This window comes from Alistipes sp. UBA6068 (genome assembly GCF_949428155.1).
Classification (GTDB): domain Bacteria; phylum Bacteroidota; class Bacteroidia; order Bacteroidales; family Rikenellaceae; genus Alistipes; species Alistipes muris.
In genome coordinates, this window is the sequence record NZ_CASQFS010000001.1 from 302403 (window position 1) to 316985 (window position 14583).

Sequence of the window (14583 nt, forward strand, 5' to 3'; positions counted from 1 at the left end):
CTATGGCAGAGAAAGAGGTGAAGTTGATGAAGGGCAACGAGGTGATTGCCCATGCCGCCATCCGTTACGGCTGCGACGGTTATTTCGGTTACCCCATTACGCCGCAGTCCGAGGTGATGGAGACTTTGATGGAGTTGAAGCCTTGGGAGACCACCGGCATGGTCGTCTTGCAGGCCGAGTCCGAGATTTCGTCCATCAATATGGTCTACGGCGGTGCTTCGACCGGTAAGCGCGTCATGACATCGTCGTCCAGCCCCGGTATTTCGTTGATGGCCGAGGGTATCAGTTATCTGGCAGGCGCCGAGTTGCCGTGCCTGATCATCAATTGCCAGCGCGGCGGGCCCGGTTTGGGTACCATTCAGCCGTCGCAGGGCGATTACTTCCAGGCCGTCAAGGGCGGCGGCCACGGCGATTACAAGTTGATCGTCTTCGCGCCCAATTCCGTGCAGGAGATGCACGACCATGTCGCCGAGGCGTTCGACCTCGCGTTCAAGTATCGCAATCCTGCCATGATTCTCGCCGACGGCGCCATCGGGCAGATGATGGAGAAGGTCGTTCTCGCGCCGCAGCGTCCCCGCAAGACCGACGAAGAACTGAAAGCCGAGTGCGACGCCTGGGCCGCCATGGGCAAGCCGTCGGGCCGCGGGCGCAACGTCGTCACGTCGCTCGAATTGCAGTCCGAGAAGATGGAGATCATCAACCAGCGTTTGCAGGCCAAGTACAAGGCTTTGGAGGAGAACGAGGTGCGTTTCGAGGCCGTCGGGTGCGACGATGCCGATTACGTCATCGTCGCGTTCGGTTCGTCGGCCCGCATCTGTTCCGCCACCGTCGAAATGGCGCGTGCCGAGGGTTTGAAGGTCGGGCTTCTGCGCCCCATTACCCTTTACCCGTTTCCCTCGAAGCAGATCGCCGATTTGGCCGTGCGCGGGGTCAAAGGGTTCCTCTCCGCCGAGCTCAACGCCGGGCAGATGGTCGAGGACGTGCGGTTGGCCGTCAACGGCAAGGCTCCGGTCGAGCACTACGGCCGTCAGGGCGGTATGTTGTTCAACCCCGACGAGGTGCTCGCGGCGCTCAAGGATAAATTGATTAAAAAGTAAAGACCATGGCAGAGGTTGAAATCAAACAGGAGAATCTGGTTTACGCCAAGCCGGAGCTTATAACCGACAACGTCATGCACTATTGCCCCGGTTGCAGCCACGGCACCGTGCATAAGCTCGTCGCCGAGGTCATCGCCGAGTTAGGGTTGGCCGACAGGACCGTGGGCGTGTCGCCCGTGGGGTGTTCGGTGTTCGCTTACAATTATATCGACGTCGATTGGATCGAGGCGGCCCACGGCCGTGCGTTAGCCGTCGCTACGGCCGTCAAGCGGCTCAAGCCCGGGACGATGGTCTTCACCTACCAGGGCGACGGCGATCTTTCGGCCATCGGTACGGCCGAATCCATCCACGCCGCGGCCCGCGGCGAGAACGTCGTGGCTATCTATATCAACAACGCCATTTACGGCATGACGGGCGGGCAGATGGCTCCCACTACCCTCTTGGGTATGAAGACCGCCACTACGCCCTACGGTCGTGACCCGCGGCTCAACGGCTATCCCTACAAGATCGCCGAAATGATGGCCCACCTCGACGGTGCCACTTACATCACCCGCCAGAGCGTCCATAAGCCCGCCAACGTCCGTAAGTGCAAGGCCGCCATCAAAAAGGCTTTCCAGCGTTCGATGGACGGCAAGGGTTTTTCGCTCGTCGAGGTCGTTTCGACCTGCAACAGCGGGTGGAAGCTCTCGCCCGTGGCGTCGAACGAGTGGTTGGAGCAGAACATGTTGCCGTTCTATCCGCTGGGCGACATCAAAGTGGTTGAATAAGAGCGCAGACGATTATGAAAGAGACATTGATTATAGCAGGCTTCGGAGGACAGGGCGTCCTTTCGATGGGTAAGATTCTCGCTTATTCGGGCGTGATGCAGGACTTCGAGGTAACATGGATGCCTTCCTACGGGCCCGAGATGCGCGGCGGTACGGCCAACGTCACGGTCATCCTCTCCGACCGCAAGATTTCGTCGCCCATCGCCCACGAGTTCGACACGGCCATCATCCTCAATCAGCAGTCGATGGAGAAGTTCGAGCCGATGGTCAGGCCCGGCGGCGTGTTGATTTACGATACCAACGGCATTACGCGCCACCCCGTCCGCGACGACATTTCGGTCTTCGCCATCGACGCCACGGCCGAGTGCGCACGGCTCGGGCAGGCCAAGTTGTTCAACACGATGATTTTGGGCGGTTACCTCAAGGTTCGGCCCGTCGTCGAGATGCAGAACGTCATGATCGGGCTCAAGAAGTCGTTGCCCGAGCGCGCTTGGAAAATGTTGCCCGACAACGAAAAGGCCATCATCCACGGCGGCCAGATCATCCGCAAAATCCGGTAGTTCGGCCGGGCGTTTGCCATTCGGACCTCACCTTTCGGGTGGGGTCTTTTTTTTGCAGGTTGCCTGTCGTTCCGGGTTTCCCTCCCTTGTCATTCTGACCCCAGTCTCTTTGTCATTCTGAGCGTCAGCAAACCCACGTCCTGTCATTCTGAGGAGGGCTTTAGCCCGACGAAGAATCTAAATTTGTAGCAATGTCATTGCGAGCGAGAGCAACGAGCGTGGCAATCTCTCGGTATGTCGTAACCTCCCGGGCTATATGACATGGTCCTTATTCACTATTCGTTGTTAATTATTCATCTTTTTTGCCTTTTCCTCTTGACAAACGCTTTTTCAGGTTGTATATTTGTCTCGTCCCCGCGGTTTTGCGTATCGTCGTCAGCGCGCTTGATTCTTTGAATACGACGATAGCGGTGCACAGCAGCGCAATTTCCGTCCGGGTCGATTGTTTTTCCGCAATTTTTCCCAGTCGGCGCCGATTCTTTTTTCGCTTTCCCGTTTTTCCTTTCCGGTCGTGTCTTCCATTTTCCGACGTTTTCACCTCTTCAGGATGCGTTATGGATATATGGTCTGACAGATGCTCAATTGCCCGCCTTATGAGGTGAGGCCGGCAGCCTCGGAATTAGTCTCCCGGTGTGCTTCGTGCACCGGGGGACTTCTTGCGTCCATACTTCGCCTTGCTCTTAGAAGCCCTGCCGTATAAAAAAAGAGGACCCTGCAAAGGTCCTCTTTTTCGTCGTCCGAAGCGGTTGCTTTATTCCACCGCTGCGCATTCGTTGACGAATTCTTCGGCGATTCGCGTGAGCAGTTCGTCGGTCTTCTTCTCGCCTGCCAGGATAGTTTCCAGCATCTTGCGGATTTTCTTCTCGGGCAGGTAGGCCGCCAGCGCACGCAGCGTGCCGTAGGTCGCGATTTCGTAGTGCTCCACTTTCTGGGCGGCAAGAATCAGCCCCGCGTCGCGCACGAAGCTGTTTTTCTGCGTGTCCGAAATCATGCCGTCGGCTTCTTCCAGCAGCCCCGCCATCGCTTCGCAGCGTTTGGTCTCGGGTTTTTCGCCCATCAGGCCGAAAATCGTCTCCAGTTCGGCGATTTGCTTGTCGCCTTCGTTGTAGTGTTTCTCGAACGCGTCGCGCAGCTTGGGGCTCGTCGCGGCCTTGCTCATCTTCTTCAGCCCTTTCTTCAGGTGTTTCTCGGCCCAGTAGATGTCCTTGAGTTGGTCGACGAAAAAGCAGTGGAATTCGGTCTGCGCCGGGCTCGTCCACTTGTCCGCCGTCTTGTTGCCCGGCATGCGGTAGCCTTCTTCGGTCGTTTTGTTGCCGGTCGTCGTTTTCGTGTTCGGCATCGTCTTGGTGTTGTCCGTTTTCATGGTCTTGTTTTTTTAGGATTTGACCGTTTCGCGGCAAATTGCATACCACAAACGAGCCGATGCGGGTGCCGTTCGGACAGGCACCGTATTTGCAGAGCGGGAAACACCTAAATTTTCAGACTATGGACAATCAAACCTACATGATGCCTCTGATCGGCGACAAGGCCCCGTCGTTCGAGGCCGAGACCACGCAGGGCAAAATCCGTTTTCCGGAGGATTTCAAGGGCCAGTGGGTCATCCTGTTCAGCCATCCGTCGGATTTCACCCCCATCTGTACGTCGGAGTTCGTGATGTTCGGTGCTATGCAGGCGGAGTTCGAGGCGCTCAACTGCCGGTTGGTCGGGCTTTCGGTCGGCACCAACGCCAGCCACATCGCCTGGCTGCGTTCCATCCACGAGCGCATCGAGTTCAAGGGGCACAAGCGCGTCGAGCTCAATTTCCCGCTCGTCGCCGACATGTCGATGGAGGTGGCCCGCAAATACGGCATGATTCAGACCGGGGTCTCCACTACGGCGGCCGTGCGGGCGGTTTTCTTCATCGACCCGACGGCTACGATTCGCGCCGTCATTTATTATCCCATGCAGCTCGGGCGTAATTTCGACGAGCTCAAGCGCGTGCTTGTGGGGTTGCAGACCATCGACAAGTACCACGTGGCTCTGCCTGCCGACTGGCGGCCCGGCGACGACATCATCGTGCCCGCTCCCACCACCTACGACGGGACCGACAAGTCGGCCGAGGGGATGAAGTGTTACGATTGGTATTTCTGTACCAAGCCCCTGGCGATGGACAAGGCGGACAAGGAGAAGTCCAAGGCCTACGAAAAAGCGTAAATAATGGGATGTTCGCCCTACCGAAAAGCCCGTTCCTTTGCTGGAACGGGCTTTTTTCGTTGTGAATTGTCATTCTGAGCGCAGCGAAGAATTTATGTGCGGCTTATTCGCCGAAGCGGTATTGCAGTACGTCGCGCCAGCCTAAAAGCAGGTCGCGGACGGGCAGGCGTTTCTTGCCTGCTATCTGCAATTCTTCCAGCGCTATCCAGCCGTCGGCGCACGCTGCGCGCACAAAAGTGCGGCAGTCGCTCTCCACGGTTCCGGGGGCTGCGCCGTGGGCCGTTGGCTCGAACCGGGCCTTGAATATCTTGGCGGTAGTTTCCTCTCCGCCGTCTTCCCGCCGCAGCGTGGTCCACGCCGCCGGATAGGGCGATAGCCCGCGTATGAGGTTGACGATTGCACTGCCCTGCTGCGTCCAGTCTATGCGGCAGTCCTCCTTGAATATCTTCGGGGCGGGCCGCAGCGTCGATTCGTCGATGTGCTGCTGTTCGATGGGTGTGACGTCGCCCGCGGCGATGCGGTCCACCGTGTCGGTGACGAGCTTCGTCCCGGCGTGCATCAGTTTGTCGTAGAGCGTGCCCACGTTGTCGTCGGGCAGAATCGGCATCCGTTCCTGCGCGAGGATGGCCCCCTTGTCGATTTCGTGGTTGAGCAGAAAGGTCGTCACGCCCGTCTCCGTTTCGCCGTTCATGATGGCCCGGTTGATGGGTGCCGCGCCGCGGTATTGCGGCAGCAGCGACGCGTGGAGGTTGAACGTGCCCAGCCGGGGCAGCGCCCACACGCTTTCGGGCAGCATCCGGAACGCGATGACGATTCCCAGCTCGGGTTGCCAGGCCTGGAGCGCTTCGAGGAATTCGGGCGCGCGCAGTTTTTCGGGTTGCAGAATCGGCAGCCCCAGTTCGCGGGCGGCGATCTTCACTTCGCTTTCGTGCAGTTTCTGTCCGCGTCCGGCGGGTTTGTCAGGCGTCGTCACCACCCCCACTACGTTGTAGCCTCCTTCGACCAGCGCCCTCAGCGACGGTACGGCGAATTCGGGCGTGCCCATGAAAACGATTCGTATCTGCTTGGAATCCATGCTATTTCTTGTTGAGCCCCAGCGTGTGCTGCATGCGCTCCTGCTTGGTCTCCAGATAGTGTTCGTTGTACTTGTTGGGCGCGATGACGATGGGTACGATTTCGTCGATTTGGAGCCCGTAGCCCTCCAGCCCGGCCCGCTTGAGAGGGTTGTTGGTCATCAGCCGCATGCGCCGGATGCCCAGCTCGCGGATGATGCCCGCCCCCACGCCGTAGTCGCGTTCGTCGGCCTTGAAGCCCAGGCGCAGATTGGCGTCGACGGTGTCGAGCCCCTCGTCCTGGAGTTTGTAGGCGTGAATCTTGTTGCACAGGCCGATGCCGCGCCCCTCCTGGTTGAGATAGACGATGGCTCCCTTGCCCTCCTTGTCGATCATCTGCATGGCCCGGTGGAGCTGGTCGCCGCAGTCGCAGCGGTAGGAGCCGAAGATGTCGCCCGTGGCGCACGACGAATGGACGCGGATAAGGACCGGTTCATCGTCGGCCCATTCGCCCTTGGTCAGCGCCACGTGCTCCACGCCGTTGGATTTCTGGCGGAACGGCGTAATCTTGAAGTCGCCCCACTCGGTGGGCAGCGGTACGGTGACCCCTTTTTCGATGAGCGATTCTTCGCGCAGGCGGTAAGCGATAAGCGAAGCTATCGAGATGATTTTCAGCCCGAATTTCCGGGCGATTTCGCGCAGCTGCGGCATCCGTGCCATGGAGCCGTCCTCGTTCATGATTTCGATGAGCGCTCCGGCGGGTTGCAGGCCGGCCAGCCGTGCCAGGTCGACGGCCGCTTCGGTGTGGCCCGGACGGCGCAGCACCCCTTTCTCGCGGGCCCGCAGCGGATTGATATGGCCCGGACGGCCCAGGTCGGCGGGACGCGTGGCGGGGTCGGCAAGCGCGCGGATGGTAGCGGCGCGGTCGTGGATCGACACGCCCGTGGTGCAGCCGCCGCCCAGGAGGTCGACCGTCACGGTGAACGGCGTGCCCAAGAGCGAGGTGTTGTTCTCCTCCATCATGTTGAGCCCCAACTGCTCGCACCGCTCCTCGCTCAACGGGGCGCACAGCACGCCGCGTCCCTCCTTGAGCATGAAGTTGACGATTTCGGGCGTGATTTTTTCGGCCGCCACGATGAAGTCGCCTTCGTTCTCGCGGTCCTCGTCGTCGACGACTATGACGACCTTGCCCGCGCGGAAGTCGTCGATGACCTCCTCTACGCTATTGAGCGTCGTTTGGTTTGCCATGAAGTTTGAATTTTATCGCGTTCTTGAATTTCAGCAGCCGCGGCTCCATCTTCTCGCGCAGCGCCTTGAACTTGCCCGCGTACCAGTCGGTGTCGAGCAAAGCCGAATCGTTGGTAGCCTTGTAGGTCAGATAGACGGCTATGGGGGTGAGGATGAACGATGAGATCCACATGCCCCACACGGCCTCCCAGTTGCCCTCCTTGACCTGTTTTTCGCCCGACAGGCTGATGATGTAGTAGACCACGAAGAAGATGACCGACACCACCACCGGAAGTCCCAGTCCGCCTTTGCGGATGATGGCGCCCAGCGGTGCGCCGATGAGGAAGAAGATGATGATCGACGCGGGCAGCGACACCTTTTTGTGCCACTCCACTTTCGAGCGGTAGAGCTGGCTGAGCGTCTGCTTGGCCGTCGTCTCGTCGAACGAGAACATGTTGCGCGAGTTCTTGGCCAGCGACCGGGCCTGGCTCCAGATGCGCTCCTTTTCGCGCAGGGGCAGCCGGGCGATGGAGTCGGCGGTCTGCATGTCGCGGAAGCCGCGCTTGTCGATGCGCAGGCTGTCGGGAAGCGGCAGGACGCTGTGGTCGCGGACGAAAATCTGTTCCTTGAGCAAGGGTTCGTAGGAGCTGGTCGTGGCGGCGTTGACCTTGATTTCGAGCGAGTCGATGTCGTTTTGCAGTTCGTTGATGTTCTTCGTCTGGCTGTTGGATATGTTGTTGTCGCTGCGTTCCATGACGAAGCCGTCCATCGGAATCTCCTGCTTCTGAAGGTCGAACGTATGGTGGCGCAGGGCGCTCTTGGTGTACCACTGGCCGTTGCGGGTCTGCTCGTAGGTCTCGCCGTTGTAGAGGGTTACGAGCAGCGAGCGGCGGTCGTCCGAGAGGCGGATGTAGCCCGAATCGGCCACGATGGTGTTCATGTTGCCGCGGTTGGTCGGGCGGTTGTCGTAGATGAGCACGTCGTAGAGCAGGTGGGTGTCGGGGTCCTGGTGGCCTACGCGGATGGACATGTCGTCCAGTCCGTTGAAGAAGAGCCCGTCGCGGAATTCGAGCGTCTGGCGCTGCTGGCGGATGTCGGAGATGATGCTGTACATCTTCTTGTTGGCGTAGGGCACCAGGTTGTTGCCGATGAAGAAGCTCCCCACGGCAATCAGACTGACGAAGATGAGCAGCGGCTGGGTGATGCGCACGAGCGAGAGCCCGGCGGACTTCATGGCCAGCAGTTCGTAGTTCTCGCCCAGGTTGCCCATCGTCATGATGGCGGCCAGCAGCACGGCCAGCGGCAGCCCCAGCGGCAGCATGTTGGCCATGGCGTAGGTCATCAGTTCGATGACGATGCCGGCGCTCAGCCCCTTGCCCACCAGCTCGTCGATGTAGCGCCACACGAAGTTCATCATCAGCACGAACATGACGATGAAGAACGTGAGGATCATCGGCCCGAGGTAGGCTTTCAGAACGAGTTTGTGGATGGTTTTCATGCGGCCGTTACCGTTTTTCTGCGACGCAAAGTTAGCAGTTTTACCGCAACGAGCGTCAGGGTGAGCGTAAATATGATGGCCGCGCCGGGCGGGACTTCGAGGTGGTAGCTGGCGGCGAGCCCGGCGACGTTGCCGGCCACGGCGACGACGGGGGCCCACAGGGTCAGCGTGCGGTAGGAACGCGAAAAGGCGTTGACGATGACCACGGGCAGCGTGAGCAGCGAAATGAGCAGCACGATGCCCATGATGCGTATCGAGAGTACGATGGTCACGGCCACGAGGGCGGCCGTCAGGTAAGAAATCGTGCGGGTGCGGATGCCGCGGCTGCGGGCGAATTCGCGGTCGAAAGCCACGTACATGACGGGCCGGAGCCACAGTGCCGCGCCGATAAGCAGCAGGAATGTGAGCACGGCCAGTCCGGCCACGTCGCCGCGCGTGACGGTGATGATGCTTCCGAAGAGGTAGGCCGACAGGTCGCCCGACGTGTAGCCCGGCCGCAGGCTCATGAAGAGCGCTCCGACAGCCATGCCGACCGACCAGATGATGCCGATGGCCGAATCCTCGCGGATGCGGCCGCGGCTCCCGGCCCATTCGATGCCCAAGGCCGAGAGTACGGCGAAAAGCATGGCGCCTGCGATGGGGTCGGTGCCTAAGTAGAATGCGATGCCCAGCCCGCCGAACGAGGCGTGGGTGATGCCTCCGGCGAGGAAGACCATCCGCCGGCACACGACGTAGGTGCCTGCTATCCCGCAGGTTATGCCCGAGAGGATGCAGGCCGCCAGCGCGTTGGACAGATAGCCGTATTGGAAGAGGTCGCCGAAGAATTCCATACCGTGTTAGCCGAATGCGCGCAAATTTACGCTTTTTTCCGGGAAATGCCGCTTTTTTCCGGCCGCTTTTCGTAATTTCGCAACCGGAAAGCAACGGCGGACTTTTCAGACTTTCCGGCATAGCCTGCAAGCAGTCTCTGCCCTCGCTGAACCGCAAAGTCGACCTTTAACTTTTCACCTTTCACCTTGGATATATGTTTCCTCGCAAAGTCAATTTCCATACCTTAGGCTGCAAACTCAACTTTTCGGAGACCTCGACGCTGGCCCGCGAGTTCGCGCGCGGCGGTTTCGAGCGCGTGGCGGCGGACGCTCCGGCCGACATCTGTGTGATAAACAGCTGTTCGGTGACCGAACACGCCGACAAGAAATGCCGCAACCTGATTCGCAAGCTCCACCGCCGCAACCCGCAGGCCATCATTGCCGTGACGGGGTGCTACGCGCAGCTCAAGCCGCAGGAAATCGCCGCCATCGAGGGGGTGGACCTGGTGCTGAGCAACAACGACAAGGGCGAGCTGTACCGCCGGGTCGCCGCGCTCGGGGGCAAGTGCCGGGCACAGGTTTTCAGCTGCGACACCGATTCGCTGACCTCGTTCTTCGCGGCCTTTTCGAGCGGCGACCGCACGCGGGCTTTTCTGAAAGTCCAGGACGGCTGCGACTACTGCTGCTCCTACTGCACGATCCACTACGCCCGCGGAGCGAGCCGCAACATGCCCATCGCCGACCTGGTCGACGAAGCGCGGCAGATAGCGGCGGCGGGCCAGCGCGAGATCGTCATCACGGGGGTCAACACGGGCGACTTCGGCCGCACGACGGGCGAGAAGTTCATCGACCTGCTGCGGGCGCTCGACGCCGTGGAGGGGATCGACCGCTACCGCATTTCGTCCATCGAGCCCAACCTGCTGACCGACGAAATCATCGCGTTCTGCGCCTCGTCGCCCAAGTTCCAGCACCATTTCCACATCCCGCTGCAAAGCGGCTCGGACCGCATACTGGGGCTGATGCGCCGCCGCTACACCACGGCCCGGTTTGCCGAGCGGGTGGCGGCCGTGCGGCGCGCGATGCCCGATGCGTTCATCGGAATCGACGTTATCGTGGGATTCCCGGGCGAAACGGAAGCCGACTTCCGGTCGACCTACGACTTTCTGGCCGGACTGCAACCTGCGTTCCTGCATATTTTCCCCTTTTCGGAACGTGCGGGCACTCCGGCAGTGGATTTGCCGGACAAGGTGCAGGCATCGGTGGCGACGCGGCGTGCGGGCGAACTGGAAGAGTTGTGCGAACGGCTGCACGGCGAATTCTGCGCCCGCGGCACGGGGACCGAAGCCGAAGTGTTGTTCGAGAGCACGATGCGCGGCGGGCTGATGTTCGGCTACACGGGCGAATACCGCCGCGTGAAAGCCCCCTACGACCCTGCGCGCATCAACGCCGTGTGCCGGGTCCGGCTGGGCGCGATGGACGATTCGCACGATTTGTGGGGAGAAATCCGGGAATAATAAGTATATTTGCAGGCTTATACAATAATTAGAGAAAGCTATATGACGGGTATGCGCAGAAGGGTGACGATCGGATTCCTGAGTATCGTCTGCCTGCTCTTCTTTTCGGGGATGGTCTCGCTGGTGGAACTGAGCCGCCTGAGCCGCGACACGGACGGCATATTGCGGACCAACCAGCGCAACATCGAGTTGGCGAAGACGATGCTCGACGCGGCGCACGGCCACAACGTGGCGCTTATCCGGCTGGCGGTGTTCGGCGAACGGCAGTATGACAGCCTGTGCATGGCCAGCCTCGAACGGCTCGAAAGCAGCTTGCAGGCGGCCCAGCACGAAGCGCTGGAAAAATCGTTTCTCGATTCGCTGGCCTTTGCGGCGACCGAACTGCGCCTGCTGACGGACAACTATCTGGCGTTCGGCGTGTCGGAACGCCCTGCGTCGAAACCCGCGGCGGCAGGCTACGCCGACCCGGTGGGAGCCCGGTGGTACAACGACCAGTACGAAGCGGTCTACGAACGGCTCACGGCGGCTATCAAGAGCTACATGACCTCGACGCAGAGTTCGCTGGCCCCCCGCACCGAGCAGATGAAGAAGAACGCCTACCGCGCGGTGACGCCGGTGCTGATCTCGCTGTCGGTGATGATAGCCATCGTGCTGATGCTCTTTTACTTCATGTCGATATATTGCGTCAATCCCATCGTCCAGATGAACAAGGGGCTGGGCGACTGGCTGACGTTCCGGGTGCCGTTTGCGGTGAAGGGCGACCTGAAGGACGAGGTGCTCGAACTGCGTGAGAAAATCGACGCGCTGATAGCGCTTCTGAAGCAGAACAAAGCGTAGAGGGGCGATGCGGGTAGATGTCGTAATGAGGTACGTAGGCATGGTGATGCTGTTCATCGCCGGATTCATGCTGCTGTCGGCCGGCATTTCGTGGCTCGGCGGCATGGATTCGTCGTTCTATGCACTGCTTCTCGCGGCGTTGCTGACGGCGCTGCTGGGCGCTTTCCCGCTGATTTTCGTGGAGAAGAAGGAGCAGCTCACCAACAAGGAGGGATTCTGCGTGGTGGTGGCTTCGTGGCTGGTGGCCTGCGTGGTCGGGACCTTCCCCTATCTGATATGGGGCGGCGAATTCAGCCTCGTCAACGCGCTGTTCGAGAGCGTCTCGGGCTTCACGACGACGGGCGCCACCGTGCTGACCGACATAGAGGTTCTGCCCCGCGGCATGCAGTTCTGGCGCATCTCGACGACGTGGATAGGCGGCATGGGCGTGGTGATGTTCGCGCTGGTAATCCTGCCCTCGATAGGCCGCAGCAAGATGACCCTTTCCAACGTGGAGCTCTCGACGCTGGCCAAGGACAATTATCGCTATCGCACGCAAATCATCGTGCGCATCCTGCTGGTGGTCTACGTGGGACTGACGGTGCTCTCGTCGCTGTTGCTCAAGTTGGCGGGCATGGACTGGTTCGATGCGGTGTGCCACGGGATGTCGGCGTGCGCCACGAGCGGATTCTCGACCCGCAACGCGAGCATCGCCTACTACAACAGCCCCTCGATAGACGCGATTCTGGTATTGGTCATGACGCTGGCCGGTATCCACTTCGGGCTGATATACGCCACCGTGACGGGCAAGCGCAACAACATATTCCGTTCGGAGGTGACCCGTTGGTACGTGGGTCTGCTGCTGGCGGGCGCGGCGGTCATCGCCGTGACGCTCTATGCGGCGGGGCTCTACCCTACGCTCGGGACCTCGCTGCGCTATGCGCTGTTCCAGTTCGTGTCGCTGGTCTCGACCACGGGATTCGCGACGGCCGACACCAATCTGTGGCCTCCGCTGGCGGTGGTGCTGCTCATTGCCGGTTCCATCGTGTGCGCGTCGGCGGGTTCGACGTCGGGCGGCATCAAGATCAACCGCTTGGTGCTGGCGGTGAAGATGATGCGGGCGCGGCTCCGGCAGCAACAGCACCCCAATGCGGTCCTGCGCATCCGGCTCGACGGCGTGGTGCAGGAGACCGAATTTTTGCACACGGTGATGACCTTCATCGTAGCCTACTTCATGCTCATAGCCGCCGGAACGGTCTTTGCGGCGCTCTGCGGCACCGACCTGACCACGGCTTTCACGGGTTCGGTGGCGATGCTGGGCAACGTGGGGCCCGGATTCGGGCAGGTGGGTTCGATGAACACCTACGCCGAACTTCCGGCGGCCCTCAAACTCTTCGATTCGTTTCTGATGCTCTTCGGGCGTCTGGAGATATTCGGACTTATTCAGCTCTTTTTCATCAAATGGTGGCGATGACCAAGTTATTGCGCAATATTGGCCTGCTCGGGGCGCTTTTGTTCGGAACCGTGGGTACGGGTGCTTCGCAGCCTCCTGTCGAAGCCCGCATCGCGGGACTGGAGGGCAACGGCGAATACATGTCGCTGCTGGAAGAGGACGCCCGGCTGCAGGAGCGCGAGGATTCGGTGGGCCATGCGGTCGAGGGGCTGCGGCGGCGCCTGCGCGACGACCGCGAAGCCGACCGTGCGGCGCTGGCCGACGAAATATTGGAGCTGGAAAACCGCATTTTCGAGATACGCACGGCCAAAGGGCGGATCATCGACCGCATCAACACCATCGAACAGGAATGGGTGCTGGCCAATCTGAACAAGGCGACGGCCGAACCCGAACCCGCGGCGCCGCCCGCACCTGCCGTGCGGACGGAGGGGGTGCGCAACCTGACGGACAACCGCTGTTTCCGCGACGAACTGCCTGCGCAGGACTATGCCGCCTTGCAGCGGGCCCAGCAGCTCGAATGCCGGGCGGCCGAGTGGATGCGCCGCTACTGCGCCAATCATACGACCCTCGGCCAGCTGGCCGACGCCTACCGTGCGGCGACGGCCGAAGCCGAGGCGCTGGAAATCTACGCCAGCTATCAGACGCTCGACGGGCTGAACCGCACGCTGGCCGATTCGCTGTCGGGGGCGTGGAACTACATTTTCGACAACAAGAGCTATGCCTACGACTACATGCTCGACAAGCTGGGCCACACCGAACTGCTTGCCGTGCAGGAAGATGCTCTGGCCGAAACGGCCCGCACGTTTGCCGAACTGCAAGGCACCACGGCGTCGGACGAGGTGGTGGACTACGTACTGCGCAAGCAGGTGCTGGTGGACTACGAGGTGACGGTGGCCCATGTGCTGGGACTGGCCCGGGCGGCCGATTCGCTGCGCAATGTCTCCATGCAGCTCTGCACGGTCGACTACCGGCTGCCGCGGTGCGAGGTCGAAGAACGCTATTTCCTGGTCTACGACGACATTGCCTTTCCGTCGGTGTCGCCCTACGACACCCGCCACCCGATTCCCGAGTGCCGGATTTACTCGCGGGGAACGATTTACCGCATCCTGCTGGGCCGTTTCAGCACCAAGCGCCCGGTGTCGACGTTCCGGGGGGCCGCGCCGCTGTCGTATCTGATCGACGGCGACGGCAAGTGGTGCTACTATGCGGGCGGATTCGCCACCCGCCGCGAAGCCGAGGAAGCGCAGGCCCGGCTGAAGAAACGCGGCTTTGCGCGGCCCGAAATCGTGGTGTGGCACGACGGTGAGTACCGCAACGTCTCGCTCGACGGCGATGCGGCGGCGGAAACGTACCGGGTGGAAATCGCCGCCCCGGGGCCGCTGTCCGATGAAGTGAAGCAGGCCATCGCCCGCACGGCCCGCGGTGCGGGGCTGTCGCGCGCGGGGCAGAAATTCATCGTGGGGATGTTCGACGACCGGGCCGTGGCCGAACAGGTGGCCCAGGCCGTGCGGCGCGCCGACCCCGACCTGGAAATAAAAATTGCGGAAACGGCCGAATAACCGGAAAATTTCGCTACCTTTATAACGTATTCATCAAA

15 protein-coding genes are annotated in these 14583 nt (G+C 60.9%); 8 read left to right on the top strand and 7 right to left on the bottom strand.

Translation table 11 applies throughout. From position 1 onward, the window contains the following. Positions 1–2 precede the first annotated feature (2 nt). Genes QVG21_RS01315 through QVG21_RS01325 form a run of 3 tightly spaced genes read left to right on the top strand, consistent with a single transcriptional unit; the run spans position 3 to position 2424 of the window. On the top strand, positions 3–1097 hold the full coding sequence (locus tag QVG21_RS01315; RefSeq protein WP_251213635.1) for a 3-methyl-2-oxobutanoate dehydrogenase subunit VorB: 1095 nt from the start codon (positions 3–5) through the stop codon (positions 1095–1097). A 5-nt stretch (positions 1098–1102) separates the two neighbouring features. Continuing rightward, complete coding sequence (locus QVG21_RS01320; protein WP_251213636.1) at positions 1103–1864, top strand: thiamine pyrophosphate-dependent enzyme; 762 nt, start codon at positions 1103–1105, stop codon at positions 1862–1864. A gap of 14 nt (positions 1865–1878) precedes the next feature. Continuing rightward, positions 1879–2424, top strand: coding sequence for a 2-oxoacid:ferredoxin oxidoreductase subunit gamma family protein (locus QVG21_RS01325; protein WP_251213637.1), 546 nt, complete (start codon positions 1879–1881; stop codon positions 2422–2424). Positions 2425–2713: 289 nt separating this feature from the next. Here QVG21_RS01325 and QVG21_RS01330 read toward each other — a convergent pair whose 3' ends face one another. Further along, complete coding sequence (locus QVG21_RS01330) at positions 2714–2962, bottom strand: hypothetical protein (protein WP_251213638.1); 249 nt, start codon at positions 2960–2962, stop codon at positions 2714–2716. Positions 2963–3175: 213 nt separating this feature from the next. Continuing rightward, positions 3176–3787, bottom strand: coding sequence for a YciE/YciF ferroxidase family protein (locus QVG21_RS01335; RefSeq protein WP_287921362.1), 612 nt, complete (start codon positions 3785–3787; stop codon positions 3176–3178). A 122-nt stretch (positions 3788–3909) separates the two neighbouring features. On the opposite strand from QVG21_RS01335, the gene QVG21_RS01340 reads away from it, so the two are divergent. Further along, the gene (locus QVG21_RS01340; RefSeq protein WP_251213640.1) at positions 3910–4617 is read left to right on the top strand and encodes a peroxiredoxin; all 708 of its coding nucleotides are present in this window, start codon (positions 3910–3912) and stop codon (positions 4615–4617) included. 103 nt (positions 4618–4720) lie between these two features. Here QVG21_RS01340 and fmt read toward each other — a convergent pair whose 3' ends face one another. The 5 genes from fmt to QVG21_RS01365 are packed head-to-tail and all read right to left on the bottom strand — an operon-like array spanning position 4721 to position 9409. Beyond that, positions 4721–5692 (bottom strand): methionyl-tRNA formyltransferase, encoded by a 972-nt coding sequence (gene fmt, locus QVG21_RS01345; protein ID WP_287921365.1) that lies wholly within the window; start codon positions 5690–5692, stop codon positions 4721–4723. A gap of 1 nt (position 5693) precedes the next feature. Beyond that, entirely contained in the window at positions 5694–6917 is a 1224-nt protein-coding gene (locus tag QVG21_RS01350) for a bifunctional 3,4-dihydroxy-2-butanone-4-phosphate synthase/GTP cyclohydrolase II (RefSeq protein WP_287921368.1), read from the bottom strand. After that, positions 6892–8394: an LptF/LptG family permease gene (locus tag QVG21_RS01355; RefSeq protein ID WP_287921370.1), complete on the bottom strand. Its 1503-nt coding sequence runs from the start codon at positions 8392–8394 to the stop codon at positions 6892–6894. Before QVG21_RS01355 ends, QVG21_RS01350 begins: the two co-directional genes overlap by 26 nt. After that, positions 8391–9224: a metal ABC transporter permease gene (locus tag QVG21_RS01360; protein ID WP_287921372.1), complete on the bottom strand. Its 834-nt coding sequence runs from the start codon at positions 9222–9224 to the stop codon at positions 8391–8393. The genes QVG21_RS01355 and QVG21_RS01360 overlap by 4 nt, the downstream gene beginning before the upstream one ends. Positions 9225–9250: 26 nt before the next feature. After that, the gene (locus QVG21_RS01365) at positions 9251–9409 is read right to left on the bottom strand and encodes a hypothetical protein (RefSeq protein ID WP_287921375.1); all 159 of its coding nucleotides are present in this window, start codon (positions 9407–9409) and stop codon (positions 9251–9253) included. A 9-nt stretch (positions 9410–9418) separates the two neighbouring features. On the opposite strand from QVG21_RS01365, the gene mtaB reads away from it, so the two are divergent. The 4 genes from mtaB to QVG21_RS01385 are packed head-to-tail and all read left to right on the top strand — an operon-like array spanning position 9419 to position 14545. Beyond that, a complete protein-coding gene (gene mtaB, locus QVG21_RS01370; protein WP_287921378.1) occupies positions 9419–10717 on the top strand; it encodes a tRNA (N(6)-L-threonylcarbamoyladenosine(37)-C(2))-methylthiotransferase MtaB in 1299 nt (432 codons plus the stop codon). 42 nt (positions 10718–10759) lie between these two features. After that, positions 10760–11554 carry a hypothetical protein gene (locus tag QVG21_RS01375; protein ID WP_251213646.1) on the top strand — a complete coding sequence of 265 codons (795 nt, stop codon included), beginning with the start codon at positions 10760–10762 and terminating at the stop codon, positions 11552–11554. A gap of 7 nt (positions 11555–11561) precedes the next feature. Then, a complete protein-coding gene (locus QVG21_RS01380) occupies positions 11562–13007 on the top strand; it encodes a TrkH family potassium uptake protein (protein ID WP_287921381.1) in 1446 nt (481 codons plus the stop codon). Continuing rightward, entirely contained in the window at positions 13004–14545 is a 1542-nt protein-coding gene (locus QVG21_RS01385; protein ID WP_287921383.1) for an SPOR domain-containing protein, read from the top strand. The genes QVG21_RS01380 and QVG21_RS01385 overlap by 4 nt, the downstream gene beginning before the upstream one ends. Positions 14546–14583: the final 38 nt, after the last annotated feature.